Here is a 24,333-nt window from a genome sequence, read left to right as displayed (position 1 = left end):
TATCGCTATTATTAGCGTCTGCGATGCTCAAGTTGTTCCTGACATTCTGTACAGGTGGTTATGCCCGGCAGAGTCTGCCGTCGTTTTTCAGGAATAGGTTTACCACATATACGACAGTGAAATAATGATGGTGTTGAACCCGGCTTAAAACGGTTCTGCTCAATCATCTCCTCCAGTCGCTGTTCATTAAATTCCTGATCGCGGTCGATCTCATCCGGCATGGAGAGTCCTCCTGCCAGTAGCGGCTTCCTGTTCGCACAGTGCGATACGTTTCCAGACCGTGGTGAGTGACAGCGCTTCGGCCTCTGGCTGCAGGATTTCCGTCACCTGCATCATGGTGATCAGTGCATCGGGCGATTCAAGGTTTTCTACCCTGCGCTGCTGCCATTGCAACCAGATAGCCACATCTGTCTTTTCATCCGGTTCAGGCGTTCGGCCATACGGCACGCTGACACCCAGCAACCGACGGCGAAGGCAGACTTCATTGGAGGTGAGACCAAAATAGTGGTTCATCAGTGCGATGGAGCCGCCCAGTCGTATGGCCCGGTCAATTAGTTGTCGGCGCTGTTCTTCCTGACCAGAATGGGCCAGCAACTGGTGCAGAACATCGTGGCGTAGCGAGACTGCGATAAAAGGCGCGGCTGCTCGGCTCAGCGTAAAGAGTGCATCTGGCGAGAGCTGGCTGAGGGCATTCATTTCGTCAAATGTGAAACCGAGATCTTCACAGTGACGAATATTGCCTTCATTAAGCGCCTGCAGGGCATTGGTGAGTACGGCGTAATTTAGTGAAGGGATCATAATATGTATTCCGTATATTTTGTTCAACAGGCAAGATAGATGCAGAAATATCTGGGTATATAGCCTGTTGGAGGGTATTTAGTTGAATCAGTTGCTTTAATTCGCCTTCCCTTGACCGCGTTTAGCGCCGGGACAATTTAATATTGATCCATTCGTCAATTTCTGATTCCAGCCAGGCCACACTGGCTGGTCCGATTTTTATTGAACGAGGAAATGTACCCTCTTTCATATACAGATAGATTTGTGAACGTTTCAAGCCGGTTTTTTCTTCAACCTTTTTTAAGCGTAATAACTGATGTGATGTCATGATTGTCTCCTGTAGCAAAACAAACATTGGTATGCCTGGAGATAATAAAAAAGCATAACGGAAGGAGAAGTGGTAGTGGTAAACCCCGTATTACGGGGTTTAATAAACTAAATACGGGATCATATTGTTGACAGATAAACACAATATCAATTTAATAAGGATGAGGACGGAGGGGAGCCACGCTCTAGTGCTGTTTTTAAAGTATCACCGCTTAGACGGTCAGTGATACCATCAGCTGCCGCCCATTCTTCAAAAATTGTCAATAATTTATAGGGTTGTTTTATTAATGGACTGATAACATCATTGTGCCTACAAGCGAGCCAAAATAACCTTGACAAGGGTGTGGATATTCTAGTTGAAGAGGGGAGGGATTTCTCTGTAACCTGGGTGCTAATTAGTTTCTCAATCTCTGAGTAACGAATAACAAAGCAGGAATCCTGAGGCAAATTATAGAGGGGGAAATATTCTTGCTTTGTATTTTGATTTATCGTTCCCTCTGAAGAAATTCTCTCCATAATATCAAACGCCAGATCTGTTGGTAGGTTTTTTATTTGATGTTCAATTCTACACTTCCAGGTTGTTTTTTCAAACAGCTGAAAAACTTCATTGGACATAGTAACAGTGATGCCATAATTTACCGTGTTTTTCCCAATAATTGGTAATGGTATATTCAATGAGCATGCGAGAAATTGCTTTATTAAAATACATTCAAACCCAATAAGTGATGTATCAATAATATTTTGTGTGGAGTGGACGTATCTGCCCTCAGTACTGAAAATTGAGTCCCATCCATTAATAAAGCTATTTTTTTCTAGCAGACATAAACGATGAATCAATGTCCCTCTAGCTGGATGCATTTTTACTTTTTGAAATGCATATTTTATTTTTCTCAGAATAATTGGAGATTGAAAGTATATGGCGAGATTAATTTTATTATATAATGCATAACGGTAAATATCACTCTCTTTGATTCTTTCGTTGCTCTCTGTATTAATTATGTTAACGGCTTCTTGTATGGTTACCCAGTCAGGTTTCGGAAGCGAACCGTTTATGATCTCGCTGCTTTTCAACATGAAAAACTCCTTTTACATATTTTTCTATGCAAAACTTAAATTACGATTCACTGTTTCATTATTCATGAATATTATCGATAATGTACAAATGAACCCTATTTTATAAAGTAAAGAGTTTAAAAATAAAATTGTTAAACTAGTTTTTAGTTCGCTATGAAATTTTCTCTCGTAACTATGGATGAGGAGACAATTTCCTGAGAGCATAATGAAGGATGAACTGAATAATATTAAGACTAACGAAGATAAAACTCTATGAATAAAATATCGAGCCGAAATAATAAAGAGTAGTAGTACAAGATCTTTATGGCGAAAATTTTCATATTTTCGTTTGTAGGATCCCTGTTGAGAGAATTCAATAGTAATCCAATCTTTTATGTTGCAAGGGTTATGTTTGAGGCAGTTGCTTGAGCGCTGCTTTGGCTCATAGATGCTTCCTGGTGCTGGTAGAGAAATTGCCTCCCAGTGCTCCATTAGTTCTGAAAACCTTACTACTCCGATCATGCTAACGTCTCCTGACTAAAACGAACGGTACGGTTCGATTTGATCAGGATAGACAAAATTTCTGTCAAGAGGCAAGTTAGGGCGCTAACTAAATTTAGTCGCCTGGAGTTATAGAGAAGAACGATTCGGAAAATGTAATCCACTTGATGGTAGTGTTCCATATAATAATATGGAACAAATTGATAATATTATAAACTCCTGAGCATCTTCTAATTTCTTTAAAACTGGAGATTATAATTATCCTTTACGAAAGGCTAATAAAAAGGCATTGACCGCATCCTTTGCCCATTGATCACGCTGTGCAGCAGAAGTGGAAGATTTTGGATGCATTAAGCACTGTATTTGAGGCTCACCGCGTACCATATTCACGAATAAGGAAGCAACTGCATTTCGCCCAATACCACCTAACGAGATTTCTCCTTTAGATTCAGCTTGTTGTAGTATTTCTTCAACAATGTTATTTATCTTTTCTGGACCTGCTAAATAGAAACGTCTACCTAATTCAGGAAAACGCGGTGTTTCAGAAGCTACAACACGGTAGAGAGCGAGGCCATTTTCCGAAAGCACAATATCCAGATACGTTCGGGCTATTTTAAATAATTTATCATAAATATCTTTTCCCGAAATTTTAATTTTATGTACTTTTTGAAGAAAACGCTCACATTCTATTTCAATCACTGCTGTAAATAATGCTTCTTTATTTGGATAATATGCATATACGGTTGATTTTGAGACTCCAGCAGCCTGTTGGATCATATCTGTTGATGCTGCTGCATAGCCTCTTTCCAGAAAAATAGCTTTTGCTCCTTCAAGCACGCGTTGTGCTTTTTCAGGTAAGTTACTAACTATATCATTAGAAAGTATTTTATTTTTTCTTCTAGTGTCAATTGAGGTCTTTGTTGATACCGACATCTGCACTTCCTTATCCGGAATAAAGCTTGATCTTACCATAAGATGAAACTCGAAATCATATCGTTCAGGCCTGAGTGCTACTCACGTATTTTTGCGACGTAGTTGAGTGAAATTTGGTCTTGACTGTACCGAACCGATCGGTTTACTTTGTTCGCCGTAAACTAGAATAAACAGGGCGATCAAGAATGAGGTGTGTGTCAGGTTACAGATTTGCACATGGGACGAAGTCAGTAAGGTACCGTCCGCATTATCTGAAAGGATGTGTTATCTCCGTGCTCAGTCTTGCTTTGGGGTCATGTGCTGCGATCCCCGATCTGGGAACTGCTCCTCAGCCGGAGCAGGCTGCGGCGCTGATTTCACAACGCAGTTTTTCCGCTCCGCATGCTGACTGGCCGCAGGAAAAATGGTGGATGGCCTTCGGCGATACGCAGCTTAACCAGCTGATGAGTGAAGCCACCGCGCATTCACCTTCTCTGGCACAGGCAGAAGCCCGGGTGCGTGAAGCCACGGCCAGAACCGGTGTCGCCCGTTCCCGGTTATACCCGTCAATGGACGCCAGCGCGTCCATTGATAAAGAGAAGCTCAGCTACAACTACATCTACCCTAAAACAGCCGTGCCGCACGGATGGAATGATATGGGGCAGGCCAGCCTCAACTTTAGCTGGGAACTGGATTTCTGGGGTAAAAACCGGGATGCGCTGCGTGCCGCGACATCCGAAGCCAGCGCTGCTGAGGCAGATGCCGCCGCCGCGAAACTGATGCTGACGACGATGCTCGCGGACGCTTATATCCGTCTGCAGTACCAGTATGACAGTCGTGACATTGCGGCCCGACAACTGCGTAACCGGACGGATACCGTCAGGCTGGTGCAGTTACGCCATGCTCAGGGACTTGATTCCAGAGTCTCCGTGGAAGAAAGCGGTGCCCGGCTGGATGTCGCCAGAGCGGCGCTGGCTGAAGCCGATGAGCAAATCAAATTAACCCAAAACGGCATCGCGGCTTTACTGGGCCGGGGGCCGGACAGAGGGCTGGATATCCTCAGACCCCGGTTGCAGATGCGCCGCCCTGTCGGGTTACCTGATGCGCTGAACGCAAACCTGCTCGGACGCAATCCGGAAGTGGTGGCCGCACGGTGGCGGGTTGAAGCCGCCGCCAGCAATATCGGTGTTGCCAGAGCGCAGTTTTACCCGAACGTGAACCTGATGGCCTTCGTCGGATACCAGTCACTGGGGCTGAATAACCTGTTCAGCTCGGGCTCTGATATCGGGAGCGTCGGACCTGCCATCAGCTTACCCCTTTTTGAAGGCGGGCGTTTACGCGCCAACTATAAAGGTGCGAGAGCGGAATATGAATATGCGGTGGCGTCGTATAACGAGGCGCTGACACAGGCATTACGTGAAACTGCTGATGTTACACGGAGCCTTGCTGCTCTGGTGGGCAGGTCAGAAGCAACCGCATCTGCTTTGTCCCACAGCGAGGAAGCTTATCATCTGGCAAAAGCCCGGTATCAGGGGGGGCTGGCCGATTATCAGGAAGTTCTCATTTCTGAAGATGCGTTACTCCAGGCTGAGCTGGCGAATACAGCCATGCATTCCCGGGGTTATGTCTTGGATGTGTCACTCGTCAAGGCCCTTGGGGGCGGATTTGAATCCAGTTCAACATTTGATGCGCAGGTGAAACCGTAATGACTGAAGATAAAGATAAAAACGGCCCACAGGATATGGACAGGGCTCTGGATAACACGAATGCAAAACCGGATAGCGGTGATAAAAAAAAGCATCGCCGTAAATTATTCGCTTTGTTTGGTGGCGTCCTGATTCTTATCGCCATCGGTTATGCCATCTGGCTGATTTTCTTTGCCGGTAAATCCGTCTCAACGGATAACGCCTATACCGCTGCCGAAGTCGCAGACGTCACGCCGCTTGTCGGCGGACCGGTGAAGAAAGTAAATGTGGTCAACACGCAGCTTGTGCATGCCGGTGATGTACTGGTCGTGCTTGATGAGACGGACGCCAGAATTGCGGTGTCACAGGCTGAAGCTGAGCTTGGCAGCGCCCGGCGGAAGGTGATGCAGATTATGGCCAATGACACCGCTCTGAGCGGACAGCTTGATTCGCGTGAAGCAGGTATTCAGAGCGCCGAACATGATGTGGCGAGGGCACGAGCCCGGTTTGATAAGGCCACCCTTGATGAGCGACGTCGCCGGAATCTGGTGAAAGCCGGGGCCGTATCTGAGCAGGATTTTACGGATGCGCAGACAGAATTACGGGAGGCAACGGCCGCGCTGGGAGAAGCGGAAGCCAGTCTGAAAGCTGCTCGCGCTGGCAGTGTCGAAGCAAAAGGATCCCGGCAGGCGAACGAGGCCCTGTTTCTGAACAGTACCGTTGAAACTAACCCCATTGTGGTGGCGGCCAGAACCCGTCTCGATCAGGCCCGTATAAACCTGGCGCGTATGGTTATCCGGGCCCCGGTGGATGGAGTGGTAACACAGCGCTCAGTGGATATCGGGCAGCATGTTCAGGCTGGAAACCGGCTGATGCGGGTTGTGCCCATCGAGGATATTTATGTTGATGCGAATTTCAAGGAAGGTCAGCTCAGCGACGTCAGACCGGGCCAGAAGGTAGAGCTGACTTCAGACCTGTACGGCAGCGGTGTTGTTTATCACGGTGTGGTTCAGGGATTTGACGGAGGCTCCGGTTCCGCGCTTTCACTGATACCGGCGCAGAATGCCACGGGTAACTGGATTAAGGTCGTGCAGCGACTGCCGGTGCGTGTTCGTCTGGAGCGGGAAGAACTGCGTAAAAATCCTCTGCGCATCGGGCTGTCCATGGAAGTGACGGTGGACCTGACATCGAATGCCAGAGATGACCACACGGAGAAATAAGGTATGTCTGGTTCAGCATTTCCACCTCTGTCCGGATTCAAACTGGTTGTTGCGGCAATCGTGCTCTCGCTCGGGAATTTTATGGTGGTACTCGATACCACCATTGCTAACGTCGCGATGCCCACAATATCCGGTTACCTGGGCGTGTCGACAACAGAAGGAATCTGGATCATCACCGCCTATGCGGTGGCTGAAGCCATCACGGTGCCGCTGACCGGCTGGCTGGCGATGCAGTTCGGTCAGGTGCGCGTATTCCTTTTTTCTGTTGTTGCATTTGTGATTTTTTCTGTCTGCTGCGGTCTTTCCTGGTCACTACCGAGCCTGGCCATTTTCCGTGTGCTGCAGGGGCTTGCCGGTGGCCCGCTGATCCCGCTTTCTTCCACGTTGCTGCTTGCAGCCTTCCCGAAGAAACAGGCCAACATTGCCGTGGCGCTCTGGGGAATGATGACGGTAGTAGCGCCTATATTCGGTCCGATACTGGGTGGGCTTATCTCGGATAACTGGAGCTGGCAGTGGGTATTTTACATCAATATCGGCTTTGGTCTGATTGTGGGGTTTGGGACCTGGTGGGTGCTGAAGGGGAAAGAAACACATATCAGCCGTTCCCGGCTGGACGGCGTGGGGCTGGGTCTGCTCGTCATCTTTGTGGCAGCCTTTCAGATCATGCTGGATAAAGGACGTGAACTGGACTGGTTTTCCTCGGATATTATCATTGTCTGCGCCATTGTGGCCGCTATTGCCCTGATCTCGCTGATTATCTGGGAGCTCACCGCTGAGCAACCGGTGCTGGATCTGAGCGTATTTAAGTCACGTAACTGGGTGGTATCTACCGTCACGCTCTGTCTGATGTTCGGTATTTTCTTCGGGAATATCGTGCTGACCCCCCTCTGGTTACAGCAATGGATGGGATACACGGCAACCTGGGCCGGGTATGCGACGGGCCCCATAGGGATCCTGGCCGTCCTGAGCTCGCCCATAATTGGTCGTCTGCTGCCGAAGGTCGATCCCCGTCTGCTGGTGAGCTATGGCATGGGGGTACTGGCGGTCTCCTTTGTGATGCGTGCCCTGCTGACGTCGCAGGCTGACTTTATGTCAGTTGCCGTTCCCATGTTCGTTCTGGGGGCCGGAGTTCCCGCCTGCCTTATCACGCTCACCTCGCTGGGCGTGTCCGAACTGCCGCCGGAGAAAGTGGCAGCCGGTTCCGGGCTGCAGAACTTCCTGCGTGTCATGTGCATGGCGGTAGGCTCTTCCCTGACCCAGACCTACTGGGAACATATGACAAAATTTAACCGAGCGGAGCTGGTGACGGCAATCAATCCTGACGTGCCAGGGATTGTCAGCAACACGCTGGGCGCGGCCGGTATTCCGACAGACACGTCAGCGGCTCTGTTTTCGAGAATGATCGACAGTCAGGCCATCATGCTGGCAACGAACGATTTCTATCAGTCGGCCACCGTTCTGATGCTGGGGTCCATAGGCATTATCTGGCTAATCAAAAAACCGAAAGGGCCGCTTCAGAAGATGTCGGGCCATTAAATAACAGGAATGGCGGTAGCGGGAATGAGAAGGGCAGAGTATCTCCCCGTGAAAAGGTTTCATTATTTATTGCCGGTCTGCAAGTCCGTGAAATGAGGTTGTCCCATGCGATATCATAAATATAAGACCATTGTGAAATGCCTGCCGGTAATAACAGGGACGTTATTACTAAGCGGATGTCATGCTGTTTTACTTGATCCCAAAGGGCAAATCGCTATTGAACAACGGGCGCTAATCATTACGGCTTTTTGTCTGATGTTAGTGGTCGTTATTCCCGTGGTTCTGATGGCAGTTGTGTTTACCTGGAAATACCGGACCACGAATACCACGGCGAAATATACGCCTGACTGGTCCCACTCCAATAAAGTGGAGGCGGTGGTCTGGACGGTGCCCGTCCTGATTATTCTGTTTCTGGCCGTGCTGACATGGAAGTCCACCCATGCGCTTGACCCATCCAGGCCACTGACCTCTGCGGTGAAACCCATCGATATCGAAGTCATCTCCCTGGACTGGAAATGGTTGTTTATTTATCCCCAACAGGGCATTGCCACCGTCAATCAGATTGTATTCCCGGTAAATACCCCCTTGAATTTGCGTATTACATCCAATTCCGTGATGAATGGCTTTTTTATTCCGGCACTCGGCAGCCAGATTTATGCGATGCCGGGCATGCAGACCCGGCTGCATCTGATCGCCGGTGAAACGGGAACCTTCAACGGAATCTCGTCCAGTTACAGCGGCAGGGGCTTTTCCGGCATGAAATTTAAAGCGACTGCCGTACCGGATAATACCGCGTTTGAACAGTGGATCGCTGATGTGAAGAAATCACCGGATATGCTGCTCGGTCCGGCTGATTTTGAAAAACTGGCTGAGCCTGACGAAAACCACCCGGTTGAATTCTTCTCTGTCATCGATCCGACGTTGTTCAGATACGTGACTGAAAAATTTAAAGCACACGATCACGATAAGGAGACGGGAATGACTGGGTCAGAGCCGGAACAACACCTCTCACACAGAGCGCGGGGAAATTAATTATGCTCACAGGAAAACTGACGCTGGATGCCATACCTGAGGACCCGATTGTCAGGGTAACGATCGTTGCTATTCTGATACTTGGTGTGGCAATTGTTGCCGCCATCACATATTACGGTAAGTGGAAATATTTATGGTCCGAATGGCTGACCTCCGTTGACCATAAAAAGCTCGGGATCATGTACATCATCGTCGCGTTCGTGATGTTACTGCGCGGCTTTTCCGATGCAATCATGATGCGCAGCCAGCAGGTACTGGCCTCATCCGGAGTGGAAGGGGCGGGGTATCTGCCGCCCTGGCACTACGATCAAATTTTTACGGGTCACGGTGTAATCATGATTTTTTTCGTGGCGATGCCTTTCGTTATCGGCCTGATGAATATTGTGGTGCCCCTGCAGATTGGCGCGCGTGATGTGGCTTTTCCTTTCCTGAACAACCTGAGTTTCTGGTTAACGGTGGTAGGCGTGGTGCTGGTTAATCTCTGCCTGGGAGTGGGGGAGTTTGCGACCACCGGCTGGCTGGCATATCCGCCGCTTTCGGAGTTAGCGTACAGTCCCGGTGTCGGGGTGGATTACTGGATATGGACACTCCAGCTGTCGGGGATCGGGACCACACTGACCGGGATTAACTTCTTCGTCACCATACTGAAAATGCGTGCACCGGGTATGACGATGTTTAAGATGCCGGTGTTCACCTGGGCGTCGTTGTGTACCAACGTGCTGATTATCGCTTCTTTCCCTGTGCTGACCGTCACGCTGACATTGCTGACCCTTGACCGCTATCTGGGCTTCCATTTCTTCACCAATGATATGGGCGGCAACATGATGATGTACGTCAACCTGATTTGGGCGTGGGGCCATCCGGAAGTGTATATACTGGTGTTGCCGGTCTTCGGGGTCTACTCGGAAGTGGTGGCAACCTTTTCCAGGAAACGTCTGTTCGGTTATACCTCGCTGGTGTGGGCAACGGTCGCCATCACTTTGCTTTCCTTCCTGGTATGGCTGCATCACTTCTTCACCATGGGAGCCGGTGCGAACGTTAACGCCTTCTTCGGGATCATGACGATGATTATCGCTATCCCGACTGGTGTGAAAATCTTCAACTGGTTGTTCACCATGTATCAGGGGCGCATTCAGATGCACTCCGCTATGTTATGGACGGTAGGTTTTATTGTCACCTTTTCTATAGGGGGTATGACCGGCGTCCTGCTGGCCGTGCCGGGAGCTGACTTTGTCCTGCACAACAGCCTGTTCCTGATTGCCCACTTCCATAATGTCATTATCGGCGGAGTGGTGTTCGGCAGTATGGCTGGTGTGTCCTACTGGTTCCCGAAAGCGATGGGGTTCACCCTGAATGAAAAATGGAACAAGAGGGCGTTCTGGTTCTGGATCATCGGATTTTATGTGGCGTTTATGCCGCTCTATGTGCTGGGGTTCATGGGGATGACCCGCCGCTTGAGTCAGAATATTGACCCCCAGTTCCATCCCCTGCTGGTCGTGGCAGCCAGCGGTGCTGCGCTGATAGCCTGCGGGATACTGTGCCAGGTCATTATGTTCTGGGTGTCGGTGCGCGACCGCCACGAAAACCGGGATATGACCGGCGACCCGTGGGGCGGACGGACACTGGAGTGGTCCACCTCTTCCCCGCCGCCATTCTATAACTTTGCTGAAGTGCCTTTTGTCCACGAACGTGATGCGTTCTGGGAAATGAAGGAAAGAGGGGAGGCATACAAGCAACCTGCTAACTATGCCGAAATCCATATGCCGAAAAACAGCGGGGCGGGGCTGATTATTGGTCTGCTCTGCATCGGGTTTGGCTTCGGGGCTATCTGGCATATCTGGTGGCTGGCGGGATTGTCATTCCTCGGGATTATCCTGACCTGGGTTATTAAAAGCTTCGATGAAGATGTGGATTATTACGTACCCGTCGCCGAGATAAAAAAAATCGAGGATCAGCACTTTGCAGAAATAAACAAAGCCGGTGTGACATATGGTAAGTGAAGCCCTGGATTCATCCTTCCGCACCCGTGCTGAGCACGGGCATCAGGGTACAGGTACCAGTAAGGTCTTCGGCTTCTGGATCTACCTGATGAGCGACTGCATTATCTTCGCCACCCAGTTCGCGACTTACGGCGTCATGGTTCATAACATTGCAGGTGGTCCGGCGGGTAAGGATATTTTCGAACCTCCGTTTGTACTGGCGGAAACTGTGCTGCTTCTGTTTAGCTCGATTACCTATGGTTTTGCTGTTATCAGCATGGATAAAGACCGCGAGGGCGGTGTACTTGGATGGCTGACCCTGACATTTCTGTGTGGTCTGGGTTTTATCGGAATGGAAGTCTGGGAGTTCAGTCACCTGACTGCTGAGGGTTTCGGCCCACAGCGCAGTGGCTTCCTGTCAGCGCTGTTTACTCTGGTGGGCACCCATGGTCTGCATGTGACATGTGGACTGATCTGGATGCTGATCCTGATGTATCAGGTTGCCCGACGAGGTCTGTCAGGATTCAGTCGCCCCCGTCTGATATGCCTGAGTCTGTTCTGGCATTTCCTCGATGTCATCTGGATTTGCGTGTTCAGTATTGTTTACCTGATGGGAGCAATGCCATGAGACATTCTGCAGACGCACAGGGCGTAGCTTACGGCAATACGATGTCTTATATAACCGGCTTTCTCCTGTCGGTCATTCTGACGGTGATCCCGTTCTGGCTGGTTATGGACAGTGGTGTTTCCGCAGGGATCATCGCAGGCGGGGTCATGACGTGTGCCGTTGTTCAGGTGCTGGTACATCTGGTGTATTTTCTTCACCTGAATGCTTCTTCTGAAATGCGCTGGAACCTCGTAACCATTGTCTTTTCCGCTGTCATTATCTTTATCATTATTACCGGGTCGTTGTGGATCATGTGGAATCTCAATCATCAGATGATGTGAACAGGGCTTTGGCCTTTCTGTTATTCCTGTCTGCCTCATTGTGGGGGGCTATATATGGACATAAAAAAAATACGGAAGGAAAAGATAAACCGACTTGTGGTGTATGAAATTATGCAATGGATTGATGAGCATCTGGAGGAGCCGCTGAAGGTTGAGGATGTTTCTGCAAAAGCTGGTTATTCAAAATGGCATTTTCAACGGATGTTCAAGGAGGTGGCAGGAATAAGTCTAGGGAAATATATAAAGCTTGAAAAACTAAGACGTGCTTATTTTTTACTGGAGAATACGGATATACCCGTCATAGAGGTGTGCTTTATGCTCGGGTTTACCAGTCAGCAGGTATTTACCCGAGCGATGAGAAATGAAATGCATCATACACCAGGGGCTGTCAGAAGGAATAAACCTGTTCTGAAAAAGAGTTCTGGTATAAAGCGTGATGAGTTATAACCCTCTGTGAATATCATACCCCTCATTGTTTTGTTCTAAAATTACAGGGCGGATTTTAATACCAACTGACAAGGATAAATGGAAGGGGAAATACCATGAAGAAGATACAGAAAAATAACAACAGCATCTGCGTTGTCAGATGCTGTTGTTATCGTAATCCTGATTAGTTTTTTGCTGACTCAGGTAGCTTCATGACTGATATTTTTACTATATATATATGGGGGAACATAGTTTTCCCGGCACGTATAAAGATAATCAGACCACCACTGCATCATCGCTTTACGGGCTTCCAGATGTTCAGCTTTGTGGATATAAGCTATCCGCACGCTGTTGCGTTCCTGATGACTCATTTGGCGTTCAACAGCATCCTTCGACCAGAGTCCGGATTCCATTAAGGCGCTGCATGCCATTGCCCGAAAGCCATGGCCGCAAATGTCCATTTTTGTGTCATAGCCCATCAGTCGCAGTGCCTTGTTGACTGTATTTTCACACATTGGCCTGTAAGGGTTATGGTCACCGGGGAACACTAGTTCCAGATGACCTGAGATTTCCTCTACTTGTTTCAGGATAACGATGGCTTGCCGGGATAATGGAACAATGTGGGGCGTGCGCATTTTGGCTCCGCGTCCGGAATAACGAACACCGGGAAGAGCTTCGCGGGTAGCGGGGATGGTCCAGATACAGTTCCTGAAATCAAACTCGCTCCATCGGGCGAAACGCAGTTCACTGGAACGGATAAACAGGTGAAGGGTCAGAAGGACCGCTTGACGGGTTAACCCTCGTCCCTGCTGATAACCATCAATGCGCCCCAGCAATTCCGGCAGGCGTTCCAGCGGCAGGGCGGGGTAGTGGCGCTTAACGGGGGGCGCTGTCACGCCGTCAAGGTTTGCCGCCGGGTTGCTGTCAATGAATCCCTGATGAACCGCATGACGCATGATGTTACAGAGGTGCTGCCGCGTGCGGGACGCGACTTCCAGCAGACCTTTTTTCTCAATGCTTTTCAGCAGGTCAATGAAATGACGGGGTTTAAGTTCCGTGACGGACAGATGTCCGATAACCGGAAAAATATGATTGTGCATGCTGGCAAGCAGACGGTCAGCGGTATTCTGCGACCATTTTTTATTGCTTTTATGCCACGCCAGCGCCACTGTCTTAAAGACCTTTTCCGGTGAGCGGGCGGCTCTTTCGGCTATACGTTGCTGAGCGGGGTTAATGTTCTGCGCCAGCAACTTGCGGATACCGTCTCGTTGTTGCCGGGCGTCGGAAAGGGATACATCGGGATAAGCGCCTAAGCCAAGGCGGGATTCTTTACCGTTAATTCGATACTTAAGATACCAGAGACGTGAGCCGCCTGGATTGACCAAGAGGTATAGACCGTGTGAATCGGAGACTTTGAAGGATTTTTCAGAAGGTTTGAGACTGCGGATTTTCGTGTCGTTGAGAGACATATGGGGGTCACTCCATAATCGAACCAAACTGACCCCAAATCTGACCACCAAATTCTCCCGATGCGGAGGATAAAATCAAAATGCATCGGGAAGAGTTTTCACGCTAACCTGTTGAACCAACATCATATAATGATTCGCAAGGATGCATGAAAGCAGGAAATTGGCTCCTCTGACTGGACTCGAACCAGTGACATACGGATTAACAGTCCGCCGTTCTACCGACTGAACTACAGAGGAATCGTTTGAACGAGGCGCATATTAGCGAGGGCGATGAGGCTTGTCAAAGGGGGAAATACATTTGTGCGTTCGTTTGCTGACAAAATCAGCAAAGCGGTGATCTTTCCGTCTTTTTATGCTTTTGCCCCATTCTGGTGCGCGCCTACCTCTTCCAGGGCAGCCAGAATGAGAGATTCAGGTGTGCAAAAAGTCCATTCTTCACCTTTGATCCTGACTTTACGCGGTTTTAACCGTAAAACACGGCTGCTGACTAAACTGGCAAGCATCTTGCAATCCTGAATTTAATGACTGCCAGCACGGGTTCTGGTATTCCGACAGGAGGCAAAATGAACTTCAGACGACTGAAATATTTCGTGAAAATCGTCGATATTGGTAGCCTGACCCAGGCAGCGGAAGTGTTGCATATCGCGCAACCCGCGCTGAGCCAGCAGGTTGCTACGCTGGAAGGCGAACTGGATCAGCAACTGCTGATTCGCACCAAACGCGGCGTCACACCGACGGAAGCGGGGAAAGTGTTGTATGCCCATGCGCGGACGATTTTACGCCAGTGCGAGCAGGCGCAACTTGCGGTCAATAACGTAGGTCAGACCCTGGGGGGACAGGTCTCTATTGGCCTGGCGCCGGGGACGGCGGCGTCAGCCATCACTATGCCGTTATTGCAGACAGTACGAGCAGAGCTGCCCGATGTGCTGGTCTATTTGCATGAAAACAGTGGGGCGGTGCTGAATGACAAGCTGCTCAGCGGGCATTTAGACATGGCGGTGCTCTACGAGCGCTCTCCCGTGGCGGGTATCAGCAGTCAACCGTTGCTTAAAGAGGATCTGTATCTGGTCGGGACGCGTGATTGCCCGGGGCAAAGCGTCGATTTAGCCGCGGTGGCGCAGATGAATCTGTTTTTGCCACGGGATTACAGCGCAGTTCGCCTGCGTGTAGATGAAGCTTTTTCGCTTCGTCGCCTGACGGCCAAAGTGATTGGCGAAATTGAATCTATCGCCACCTTAACGGCTGCCATCGCCAGTGGGATGGGCGTCACAGTGTTGCCTGAGTCGGCGGCCCGTTCATTATGTAATGCCGCGAACGGCTGGATGGCGCGGATAACAACCCCGTCGATGAATCTGCCGTTATCGCTGAACGTCTCAGCCAGAGGGAGCTTATCGCCGCAGGCACAGGCCGTGAAGGAGATCCTGTTGTCGCTGGTAAGCCGTCCGGCACTGGAAAACCGCGAGCTACAGCTGGTCAGCTAAACCTTATTCCCTTCAGGAATAAGATGCGGGTTTTTATTATTTGTTATGCCGGGCATCAGACTTTAACAATAGCGTAATGTCTGATGTGCCCGGAGCAAAAAGTGAATTTCCAGCAACTTAAAATAATCCGCGAGGCGGCCCGTCAGGATTACAACCTGACGGAAGTCGCGAATATACTGTACACCTCGCAGTCGGGAGTCAGCCGACATATTCGTGAACTTGAAGATGAACTTGGCATTGAGATTTTTATCCGTCGCGGTAAACGCCTGCTGGGCATGACCGAACCGGGCAAAGCCTTGCTGGTTATTGCCGAGCGTATTCTGAATGAGGCCAGCAACGTTCGCAGACTGGCGGATCTGTTTACCAATGACACGTCCGGTGTACTGACGATTGCCACCACGCATACACAGGCACGCTATAGCCTGCCCGCGGTGATTAAAGCCTTTCGTGAGCTCTTCCCTGAGGTGCGTCTGGAACTGATCCAGGGTACTCCGCAGGAGATTGACGTACTGTTGCAAAACGGTGGGGCAGACATTGGGATTGCCAGCGAGCGACTTAGCAGCGATCCGCTGTTGGTAGCTTTTCCCTGGTTCCGTTGGCACCACAGCCTGCTTGTTCCTCACGACCATCCCTTGGTGAAAACGTCTCCTCTCACACTGGAATCTATCGCCCACTGGCCATTAATTACGTATCGTCAGGGGATTACGGGGCGTTCCCGTATCGATGAGGCATTTGCCCGTAAAGGGTTAGTGCCGGATATTATCCTCAGCGCCCAGGACTCGGATGTGATTAAAACCTATGTGTCGCTGGGGCTGGGAATCGGGCTGGTGGCAGAACAATCCAGTGGAGAGCAGGAGGAGGGGAGCTTAACACGTCTGGATACCCGGCACTTATTTGATGCAAATACCGTCTGGCTGGGCCTGAAACGCGGGCAACTGCAGCGCAACTACGTTTGGCGATTCATTGAGCTATGCAACGCAGGGTTATCCGTCGATGAAATCAAGCGCCAGGCGATGGAGCCAGATGAAGCCGTGATTGATTATCAGATATAATGCAAAAAGCCTGCTTAGTTTCCTAAGCAGGCTTCTTAAATATGGCTCCTCTGACTGGACTCGAACCAGTGACATACGGATTAACAGTCCGCCGTTCTACCGACTGAACTACAGAGGAATCGTGTGAACGAGGCGAATATTAGCGATGCCACTCAGCGTTGTCAAAGCCTGAATAGATAAATGCGATCGTTTGCTGAAATATTCCCCATTTCGCCGCTTATTCAGACGCAACCGGTTGTTTTATGCACTTTTCACGCTCGGGACGAGGGTATTTCCATAACCAGCGGCCTGTGACCATACGCCAGTAAAATAACGCGGCGCGCACGGCCCAGTCGAAGAACATCCCTAACCAAACGCCGACTACACCCCATCCTAATACGATTCCCAACGTGTAACCCGCCACAACACGACAGCCCCACATGCCCAACATCGATACCCACATCGCAAAACGCACATCACGCGCGCCCTTAAACCCTGATGGTAGCACCCAGGATGCTGCCCATATCGGCATAAACGCTGCGTTGAGCCAAATTAGGATGACTATGACCTCTTTTACATCCTGATCGTGGGTATAAAATGAGGCCATAACGCCGGCAAAGGGGGCGGTTAGCCAGGCGATGGCGGTTAAGCCGATTGTTGAGAGCCAGAATATATGGCGTAACTGGATTTCCGCTTGGGCTATCTGACCATTTCCCAGACGCCTGCCGGTAATGATTGTCGACGCGGAGCCTAAAGCATTCCCCGGCAGGTTGATGAGTGCGGCGATGGAAAATGCAATGAAGTTTCCGGCAATTACGCTGGTTCCCATGCCGGAGACAAACATCTGCGTTAACAGTTTACCGCCATTAAATAGCACTGACTCAATACTTGCCGGAATACCGATTCCCATAACTTCCCAGATAATGGCGAGATTGAGCGGCTTAAAATAGCTTTTGAAGGGAATACGCAGCGCCGGATTAAAACCAATCATCAGCACCCAGATAATGGCGAACGCACCGATGTAGCGTGAAATGGTCAGCCCGAGTCCTGCCCCCACAAATCCCAGCCCTTGCCAGGAAAAGACCCCGTAGATCAGGATGCTGCTGATGATGATATTTAGGATATTCATACCGCCATTAATCAACAGCGGAATTTTGGTATTTCCGGCTCCGCGGAGTGCGCCGCTACCGATCAAAGCAATAGCTGCCGCCGGGTAGCTGAGCACCGTTAGCTCCAGATAGGTGAGTGCCAAAGCCTTAACGTCGGGGGTTGCTTCACCGGCGACAACGTCAATAATCTGTTCACCAAAATAGTGAATGACCGCTGCCAGCACGGTAGCAAAAATCGTCATGATCACCAGCGATTGTCTGGCTGCTGCCCTTGCCCGTCGACGCTCTCGTTTTCCCAGGCTAAATGCTACCACCACCGTGGTTCCCAGATCGATGGCGGCAAAAAACGCCATGATGACCATATTGAAACTGTCGGCGAGACCAACGCCAGCCATTGCTTCTTTTCCCAACCAGCTAACAAGGAAGGTACTCAGTACGCCCATCAACAGCACACAGGTGTTTTCCAGAAAAATGGGGACAGCAAGCGGAGTGATTTCGCGCCAAAAGAGAACCTTATAACTCTTGCGTTTGGCATACCAGGGTGTGCGGGAAGCGACCTGGCGTAAGGCAGCGGAGACGTTCAAAGTGGACCTTAAAGAAGAAAGTTGAAACCTCATTTCAAATGATGAGGGAGAATCCAAAAAGCTGCAAAGTTTTTTCCATTTAAAATGTCTGGAAATGCAACAAACTGTCGAGAGAAGCATCAATTGAAACTTATTCGGGGAAATGGGGTTTGACAAAAATTTTTTCGCCGCTAAGATAAGCCTCCACAACGATTCCTCTGTAGTTCAGTCGGTAGAACGGCGGACTGTTAATCCGTATGTCACTGGTTCGAGTCCAGTCAGAGGAGCCATATTTAAGAAGCCCGCTTAAGGAAACTTAAGCGGGCTTTTTGTTTTCAATGCGTTAGGCGACATCAGGCTTGCCAATGGCTTTCCCATCCAGCTTGCCTCAAGTTTCGCAGGGTTTTACCCGAACGAGAGGGGCAAGCAGCATAATCACGCCCATCATGGCGGCCATCCCTATATATACGACAGGAAATCCCGTCAGTTCAGCGACCAGACCAACAGGAGCAGGTGCCAGCAACGTGCCCAGATAACCAATGGTGGTAACGACACCCATTCCTGCATTGGTTGAGATATCAGGCTGGTTTCCGGCCGCGGAAAAAGCAATCGGTACCAGATTGGCGATACCGATACCAGCAATAGCGAAACCAACGGTAGCCTGCCAAGGGGTATTTGCCGCTGCCGCTGCCAGCAATCCGATTCCAGCCACCAGACTGGATGTGCGCATTACAAAAATGGCATCGAAACGATTGCGAATGAAATCCCCCATAAAGCGAAAAATCGCCATGGTTCCCGCGAAGCAGGCAAAAGCAAGACTTGCCGTTTCCGTAGTTGCATTAAGGTTTTTCAGTAAATAACGTGACGACCAGTCAACGACCGCACATTCCGGGATCATGGCCAGCAGGGCAATAACACCGATAACGTAGATGGTGCTCGAATGATGAGGCTGTTTTTCTTTAATTGAACGTTTAATTCTTATCGATTTATCTTTGATGACATGTGGACATACCGACAATGTTATCGCTAAGGAAAACGTGCCAATCAAAAAAAGGTGCGTGAGAAAACCGAACTGCTTAACCAGATACCCCCCAATCAGGCCTGAAGTGAAAAGCCCTATGCTCCAAAAACAGTGACATGAAGATAACACTGTGCGTGATAAGGCTTTCTCGACGGCAACTGCATTCGAATTCATCGCAACGTTCATTGCCCCGATCATGGCACCAAGAAAAAAGAGTATCGGTGTTAACAGGTAGATATCAGGTGCGAGTCCCACAGGAATAAGAGCAGGCGAGGCTGCGATGGAAAAAATACGCACGATGCGTTGTGAGCCATATTTTTCCATCGCCATGCCGGACAGCGGCATCATAAATAATGCACCCAGACCGAAAATAAGTATCAAATGGCCTATTACTTTATCAGTAATGTGAAAACGTGAAACCAGTTGGGCAATTTGCACAGCCCAGGCACCGGTAACTAATCCATTAACAAAAAATAATGTTGTAACAGCCCAGCGTCCTTTTTGCGCGATTTCCATTGATGGCCCTTTTTACTCTACTTTGTTTCTTGAGATGCGTCTTTTTTATCGATCATCAAAACATGCCCTGGGCAAAATGAAATCGCGATGTTTCCATCCAGTCGTGATATGACTTCAACACCGGTAAAGTCCGAAATAGTAAGCCGAGCTCCGCAGGAAATCAGTTCAGCGCTACCGATCCCGACGCAAAAAGCTCCAGCTGCAACAGCAGACGTGACGCCACTTTTGGAATCTTCAAAGACGATTGTTTTCTCCGCGGGAATAGCAAAACGCTCGGCTGCAAGAAGATAAGGGTCTGGGAAAGGTTTCCCTCGGGCGACGTCATCGCGCTCAACAATCACAGAAATGCAGGACTGAATCTGAAGCATCGCCGTCACACGGTCGATTTTCTCACGCCAGCCGCTGGTTACAATGCCAACCTGAATACCTGAAGCATCCAGTACGGTAATAAGTTCTGCGACTCCCGGGATAGGATTATAAGACGCAGTATTTTCAACATGAATAATATGAGCCTGAACCTTTTGCTGATCAACGAGCGGTAGGTCACTGAAGAGCGCCCGAATAGTATGCGGACCAGGCTGTCCGTGAATATGCTTAATAATTTCTTGTTCCGATATTGTTTTACCATACATTGCAGCCGCTTCACGCCAGGCTCTTTCAATCACTTCATTTGAATCAATAAGCACACCGTCCATATCAAATAATACGGCAGCAGCTTTCAGGATGGCATTACACATATTTTATTTCCTTATTATTAAGTTAATTCGTTTGGCTTAGTCTGGATGCAACGACAATTTGCCCTAAAGAGATGCCACCATCATTAGTGGGGACGAGTTGATGGCAGTAAACTTTAAGTCCGGCCGCTTGCAGTCTGTCAAGGGCATTGTAGAGAAGGAACGCATTACAAAAGACACCTCCACTCAGTACAACTTGCCGTGTCATGGCAAGGGCAGATAAACGGGTAGAGACTGCGGTAATAATCTCTACGATAGTTGAATGAAAGCGCCTGCTTAATTCAGGTAAATCGAGGGAGTGTACTGTTAATGCTGTAATCATCTCATGAACCATCGGGCGATAATCCACCTCGAGATGGTCTTCTGACTCGACAATCGAGAAAGAAAAAGGTTGCGACATATGAAGATCGCTCTGCAATAATGCTTCCAATTCAATGGCGGCCTGTGCTTCATATTCAATATGTGTACAAATGCCCATTAATGCGGAAATGCCATCGAAAAGTCGGCCGATACTGCTGGTCACTGGTGTATTGATCCTTCGGTAAGTCATTTTGGCGAAAACGTCCCTCTGGACAGCCGACAATGTTTGTAGGCCAGGAATAGAAAGCTCAGGAATATATTCCCCGTAGATTTCCGTTAATAACGAAATAGCAATCCGAATGGGTTCTTTAACAGCGCTATCACCGCCTGGTAGGCCGATATAACGAAGGTGTGCTGCACGTTTAACGCTTCTGGTATCCCCTACAAGAAATTCGCCACCCCAGATAGTGCCATCAACGCCGTAGCCCGTACCGTCGAACACAACGCCAATAGTTTTTCCACTGAGTCCGTTTTCAGCCATGCACGATGCCATGTGTGCATGATGATGCTGCACCTGAATAACCCGCAGTTGCGATTGTTCCAGTGCACGACGCGTCGAGCGAAACGCTGGATGGAGATCGCAAGCCACAACCTTCGGCTCAATATTAAGAAGCTTTTGCAGATGATTAACGCACGTAAGGTGTGATGTAAACGTAAGATCATTTTTGAGATCGCCAATGTGCTGGCTCATAAACACCTCATTACCCTTCGCTATACTCACGGTTGTTTTTAGTTCTGCGCCAAGAGCGATGATCGGATCAACCCGGGAAGTAAGGTGTACAGGATAGGGGGCATAACCTCGTGAGCGCCGAAGGAATGAAAGGTTATTACCATGGGTCATGACACGGACAACGGAATCATCGACACGAGTATGAATGTCACGATCGTTGAGAATAAAATAGTCTGCGATTTCACCCAACTGCACAATAGCACTCGTATTATCAAATACGATTGGATGGCCTGAGAGATTACCACTGGTCATCACCAGGGCTGGCATTGTGGTATCTTCTAGCATTAAATACTGAAGTGGTGTGGATGGGAGCATGACACCAATATTGGGGTTATGCGGTGCGATAATTTCCGGCAGTGTATTTTTACGTTTACGCAGTAATACGATTGGGCGCTCAACACTTTCCAGAATTTTTTTTTCATGCGCGCTGACACGGGCTATGCGAGCTGCCTGATTTGAATCCCTTACCATAATAGCAAAAGCTTTGGCATCTCTGTGCTTGCGCTTTCGCAGTTGCGAAACGGCATTTTCATTATTCGCATCAACAACCAGATGAAAACCACCAAGGCTTTTCATCGCAATAATCGCGCCCTCTTGTAGCCTTGCTAGGGCAAATTTGACGATATCGTTTGTGATTATCGTTTCGCCGTTGCAAGACCTTAGGTCCAGTTTTGGTCCGCATTCTGGACAAGCATTGGGCTGCGCGTGATAACGGCGATTATTGATGTCATCATACTCACGCTGACAGGCAGGACACATTGCAAAGGCTTGCATTGTTGTTTGTGAACGATCATAAGGCATAGCCTGGATAATTGAGTATCGTGGCCCGCAGTTGGTGCAATTAATAAAAGCGTACCGATACCTCGGGTTTAGCGGGTCAGACATTTCATTAAGGCAATCCTGACAGACGTTTGAATCTGGTGGGATAATAGTATCCATCCGCGCCAACTGACGGCTTTTACGGATACTAAATTCTGCGTATTGTTGAACCGAATTTTCTCGTGGTACTTCCACAATACTATTGATGCGGGCCATTGGTGGCGGTTTAGATACTAGCTCATCAATGAGTTGCGCGATATGTCTGGACGCGGCCTGTAGCTCCAGCAATACGCCTTCGGAATCATTAAGTACCCAGCCTGTGGCTTCGAAGGTGCGAGCCAGTCGATGGACTAAAGGACGAAATCCTGCCCCCTGGACGATACCGCAAATGCGGTAACGCCGGGTTTCCACTGCGTCGCATTGCTTAGCAGAGTCGTGGCAATTCTGCACCGTAGAGCTCCTCTATAGTCGATACGGTTCCATCCTGTTCAAGCATGCTGACTTTGGCTTGAGGGATTGTTAATACCTCGCCAATAATCGCGGCCTTTTGGCCAAGCGGGTGCGCTTGTAAGAGTTTGAGCACTTCTTCTGCACTATCCGATTCTACAAACAAGCAAAGGCATCCCTCGTTAGCAAGATTGATGACATCGACGCCCAGCATATTTGCCGCCATCGCTGTTTCAGGCTGGATCGGCAAAGATTGTCGCTCGCAACGCATTTCATGTTTTGCTGCACGCGCATATTCATGAAGCACTGCAGAGAGGCCACCGCGAGTTACATCCCTCATTGAGGTAATTTTTCCGGCAGGAACGGTATCGAGAAGTTGGCGAATCATCATGTTGAGTGGGGCGCAGTCGCTGAGGATATTTCGTTCAAATCCTAGTCCTTCTCGCAGGGATAGCAGGTGGATAGAGTGATTTCCAATATAGCCACTCAGTATTATTTTTTGCCCAGGACGAACGTTTTTAATTGAAACAGGGGACTGTTCAAGAACGCCCAAGCCAGCCGTGTTAATGAACAGACGATCGGCTTCTCCCTTCCCAACAACTTTGGTGTCCCCGGCAACGATTTTGACGTCTGCCGCAATAGCAGTATCGCGGACCGATTCAATAACAGTGACGAGTTCGGATATGGGCATGCCGTCCTCAATAATAAGACTCAGCGTCAGATACAGCGGACGTGCACCACTCACAGCAAGATCGTTGACGGTACCGCATACCGCAATTTTACCGATATCCCCATTACCAAAGATCAGTGGTGTAACAACGAAAGAGTCGGTAGTAAATGCAATTTGTCGCGACGGTAGATCGAGTAAGGCGCTGTCTTCCATGGTACCCAGATAGGTATCGCCGAGAATTTCCGCAATTAGTTCGACAAGTTCTCGACTAAGGCGAGCGCCTGTCCCATGGTCCAGAACAACGGTATCTGTCGGTTCCAGTTCCTGTATTAATGGATTTTTCATGCGGATTTCCCTTCATTGCGCTCAGGAAGATCGCTATGTTTTGCCAACAGCGATAAAATCTCAGTTGAAGGGGCAACGGTTGCGCAATAGTTGGCAAGCCACTCTAAGGCGCGAGTGGTGTCATCTGTGGAAGGGGCAAAAACGCAGTCCTCTGGCACCCACACATTGTATCCGCGGAAAAAAGCATCTGCAGCGGTGGTTTGAACGCAGACGTGCGTTTGCAAACCGGTCACGATAACCGTTTTGATGCCCAGATTTTGCAGCGTTTCATCGAGGTTATTGTTAAAGAAACCACTGTCTCTCCCTTTTACTACGATGAGGTCAGAAGGGTGGTAAATACTGTCGATTATTTGGTTTTCTGGCCGCCCGGCCAAAGCTGGAATACCCGCAGCGCGATTTTTATAGCGGCGCTGTACTGCGGGGTCGTCGGGATCGTTTATTAACTGCAAATGGATGACGGCCTGGTTTTGGTTTCTGACACCATCAAGAAATTGATTAAATGCTGTTAGTTTTTGTTCTAATTCCTGAGCCGATCGGGTGATTTTATACGTAAACTCATATTGCAAATCATTTGTTAGCACGGCTACATTTGGCATATTTATATTCCTTTATAATTAAATATTAATTGATAGTTTTTTTACA

The 24,333-nt window shown here is 49.1% G+C and carries 23 protein-coding genes and 3 tRNA genes; 11 read left to right on the top strand and 15 right to left on the bottom strand.

All coding sequences use genetic code 11. The features are described 5' to 3' along the window. Window positions 1-11: 11 nt before the first annotated feature. From OGV65_RS06750 to OGV65_RS06730, 5 genes are all read right to left on the bottom strand, one after another. Window positions 12-221, bottom strand: a complete 210-nt coding sequence (locus OGV65_RS06750; RefSeq protein WP_003036397.1) for a TraR/DksA family transcriptional regulator — start codon at window positions 219-221, stop codon at window positions 12-14. Beyond that, complete coding sequence (locus OGV65_RS06745) at window positions 211-798, bottom strand: DUF2857 domain-containing protein (protein WP_003036399.1); 588 nt, start codon at window positions 796-798, stop codon at window positions 211-213. Before OGV65_RS06745 ends, OGV65_RS06750 begins: the two co-directional genes overlap by 11 nt. Window positions 799-919: 121 nt before the next feature. Beyond that, complete coding sequence (locus OGV65_RS06740; RefSeq protein ID WP_003036401.1) at window positions 920-1,105, bottom strand: AlpA family transcriptional regulator; 186 nt, start codon at window positions 1,103-1,105, stop codon at window positions 920-922. 146 nt (window positions 1,106-1,251) lie between these two features. After that, window positions 1,252-2,178, bottom strand: coding sequence for a hypothetical protein (locus tag OGV65_RS06735; RefSeq protein WP_003036404.1), 927 nt, complete (start codon window positions 2,176-2,178; stop codon window positions 1,252-1,254). Window positions 2,179-2,916: 738 nt separating this feature from the next. Then, entirely contained in the window at window positions 2,917-3,591 is a 675-nt protein-coding gene (locus OGV65_RS06730) for a TetR/AcrR family transcriptional regulator (RefSeq protein WP_003036407.1), read from the bottom strand. Between the two features lie 272 nt (window positions 3,592-3,863). On the opposite strand from OGV65_RS06730, the gene OGV65_RS06725 reads away from it, so the two are divergent. From OGV65_RS06725 to OGV65_RS06690, 8 genes are all read left to right on the top strand, one after another. Further along, the gene (locus OGV65_RS06725; RefSeq protein ID WP_003036410.1) at window positions 3,864-5,276 is read left to right on the top strand and encodes an efflux transporter outer membrane subunit; all 1,413 of its coding nucleotides are present in this window, start codon (window positions 3,864-3,866) and stop codon (window positions 5,274-5,276) included. Next, entirely contained in the window at window positions 5,276-6,475 is a 1,200-nt protein-coding gene (locus OGV65_RS06720; protein ID WP_003036413.1) for an HlyD family secretion protein, read from the top strand. The genes OGV65_RS06725 and OGV65_RS06720 overlap by 1 nt, the downstream gene beginning before the upstream one ends. 3 nt (window positions 6,476-6,478) lie before the next feature. Next, window positions 6,479-8,011 carry a DHA2 family efflux MFS transporter permease subunit gene (locus tag OGV65_RS06715; protein WP_023888190.1) on the top strand — a complete coding sequence of 511 codons (1,533 nt, stop codon included), beginning with the start codon at window positions 6,479-6,481 and terminating at the stop codon, window positions 8,009-8,011. A 105-nt stretch (window positions 8,012-8,116) separates the two neighbouring features. Then, a complete protein-coding gene (gene cyoA, locus OGV65_RS06710; RefSeq protein WP_023137327.1) occupies window positions 8,117-9,043 on the top strand; it encodes a ubiquinol oxidase subunit II in 927 nt (308 codons plus the stop codon). 2 nt (window positions 9,044-9,045) lie between these two features. After that, the gene (cyoB, locus tag OGV65_RS06705; RefSeq protein WP_023137326.1) at window positions 9,046-11,043 is read left to right on the top strand and encodes a cytochrome o ubiquinol oxidase subunit I; all 1,998 of its coding nucleotides are present in this window, start codon (window positions 9,046-9,048) and stop codon (window positions 11,041-11,043) included. Then, the gene (gene cyoC, locus OGV65_RS06700; RefSeq protein WP_023137325.1) at window positions 11,033-11,650 is read left to right on the top strand and encodes a cytochrome o ubiquinol oxidase subunit III; all 618 of its coding nucleotides are present in this window, start codon (window positions 11,033-11,035) and stop codon (window positions 11,648-11,650) included. The genes cyoB and cyoC overlap by 11 nt, the downstream gene beginning before the upstream one ends. Beyond that, window positions 11,647-11,970: a cytochrome o ubiquinol oxidase subunit IV gene (cyoD, locus tag OGV65_RS06695; RefSeq protein WP_023137324.1), complete on the top strand. Its 324-nt coding sequence runs from the start codon at window positions 11,647-11,649 to the stop codon at window positions 11,968-11,970. The genes cyoC and cyoD overlap by 4 nt, the downstream gene beginning before the upstream one ends. 54 nt (window positions 11,971-12,024) lie before the next feature. Next, complete coding sequence (locus tag OGV65_RS06690) at window positions 12,025-12,417, top strand: helix-turn-helix domain-containing protein (protein WP_003030860.1); 393 nt, start codon at window positions 12,025-12,027, stop codon at window positions 12,415-12,417. A gap of 179 nt (window positions 12,418-12,596) precedes the next feature. Here OGV65_RS06690 and OGV65_RS06685 read toward each other — a convergent pair whose 3' ends face one another. The 3 genes from OGV65_RS06685 to OGV65_RS06675 form a co-directional block, all read right to left on the bottom strand. Next, on the bottom strand, window positions 12,597-13,865 hold the full coding sequence (locus OGV65_RS06685) for a tyrosine-type recombinase/integrase (protein ID WP_003030858.1): 1,269 nt from the start codon (window positions 13,863-13,865) through the stop codon (window positions 12,597-12,599). Between the two features lie 161 nt (window positions 13,866-14,026). After that, window positions 14,027-14,102: transfer RNA gene (locus tag OGV65_RS06680), tRNA-Asn, on the bottom strand. Window positions 14,103-14,215: 113 nt separating this feature from the next. Beyond that, complete coding sequence (locus OGV65_RS06675; RefSeq protein ID WP_194831205.1) at window positions 14,216-14,368, bottom strand: hypothetical protein; 153 nt, start codon at window positions 14,366-14,368, stop codon at window positions 14,216-14,218. Window positions 14,369-14,428: 60 nt separating this feature from the next. Between OGV65_RS06675 and nac the strand changes: the two genes are divergently transcribed. Further along, entirely contained in the window at window positions 14,429-15,346 is a 918-nt protein-coding gene (nac, locus tag OGV65_RS06670) for a nitrogen assimilation transcriptional regulator NAC (protein ID WP_016156200.1), read from the top strand. Between the two features lie 101 nt (window positions 15,347-15,447). Next, the gene (gene cbl / locus OGV65_RS06665) at window positions 15,448-16,398 is read left to right on the top strand and encodes an HTH-type transcriptional regulator Cbl (RefSeq protein WP_016152661.1); all 951 of its coding nucleotides are present in this window, start codon (window positions 15,448-15,450) and stop codon (window positions 16,396-16,398) included. Between the two features lie 42 nt (window positions 16,399-16,440). Here cbl and OGV65_RS06660 read toward each other — a convergent pair. After that, window positions 16,441-16,516: transfer RNA gene (locus OGV65_RS06660), tRNA-Asn, on the bottom strand. 99 nt (window positions 16,517-16,615) lie between these two features. After that, on the bottom strand, window positions 16,616-18,103 hold the full coding sequence (locus OGV65_RS06655; RefSeq protein WP_286454767.1) for an EmmdR/YeeO family multidrug/toxin efflux MATE transporter: 1,488 nt from the start codon (window positions 18,101-18,103) through the stop codon (window positions 16,616-16,618). Between the two features lie 160 nt (window positions 18,104-18,263). On the opposite strand from OGV65_RS06655, the gene OGV65_RS06650 reads away from it, so the two are divergent. Continuing rightward, window positions 18,264-18,339 (top strand) — tRNA-Asn (locus OGV65_RS06650). A 98-nt stretch (window positions 18,340-18,437) separates the two neighbouring features. Here the strand turns inward: OGV65_RS06650 and OGV65_RS06645 are convergent. The 5 genes from OGV65_RS06645 to OGV65_RS06625 are packed head-to-tail and all read right to left on the bottom strand — an operon-like array spanning window position 18,438 to window position 24,287. After that, the gene (locus OGV65_RS06645) at window positions 18,438-19,586 is read right to left on the bottom strand and encodes an MFS transporter (RefSeq protein WP_235116484.1); all 1,149 of its coding nucleotides are present in this window, start codon (window positions 19,584-19,586) and stop codon (window positions 18,438-18,440) included. Between the two features lie 17 nt (window positions 19,587-19,603). Then, window positions 19,604-20,323, bottom strand: coding sequence for an HAD family hydrolase (locus OGV65_RS06640; protein ID WP_200010154.1), 720 nt, complete (start codon window positions 20,321-20,323; stop codon window positions 19,604-19,606). Between the two features lie 22 nt (window positions 20,324-20,345). Further along, window positions 20,346-22,679: a carbamoyltransferase HypF gene (gene hypF / locus OGV65_RS06635; RefSeq protein WP_286454766.1), complete on the bottom strand. Its 2,334-nt coding sequence runs from the start codon at window positions 22,677-22,679 to the stop codon at window positions 20,346-20,348. Beyond that, window positions 22,654-23,691, bottom strand: a complete 1,038-nt coding sequence (hypE, locus tag OGV65_RS06630) for a hydrogenase expression/formation protein HypE (protein WP_049282090.1) — start codon at window positions 23,689-23,691, stop codon at window positions 22,654-22,656. Before hypE ends, hypF begins: the two co-directional genes overlap by 26 nt. Then, a complete protein-coding gene (locus tag OGV65_RS06625; RefSeq protein ID WP_047501958.1) occupies window positions 23,688-24,287 on the bottom strand; it encodes a cysteine hydrolase family protein in 600 nt (199 codons plus the stop codon). Before OGV65_RS06625 ends, hypE begins: the two co-directional genes overlap by 4 nt. Between the last annotated feature and the right edge of the window lie 46 nt (window positions 24,288-24,333).

This window comes from Citrobacter sp. Cb004 (assembly GCF_030337065.1).
Lineage (GTDB): Bacteria > Pseudomonadota > Gammaproteobacteria > Enterobacterales > Enterobacteriaceae > Citrobacter > Citrobacter braakii.
Note: the sequence above shows the minus strand (reverse complement) of the source record. Positions and strands in the feature narration are given on the sequence as shown.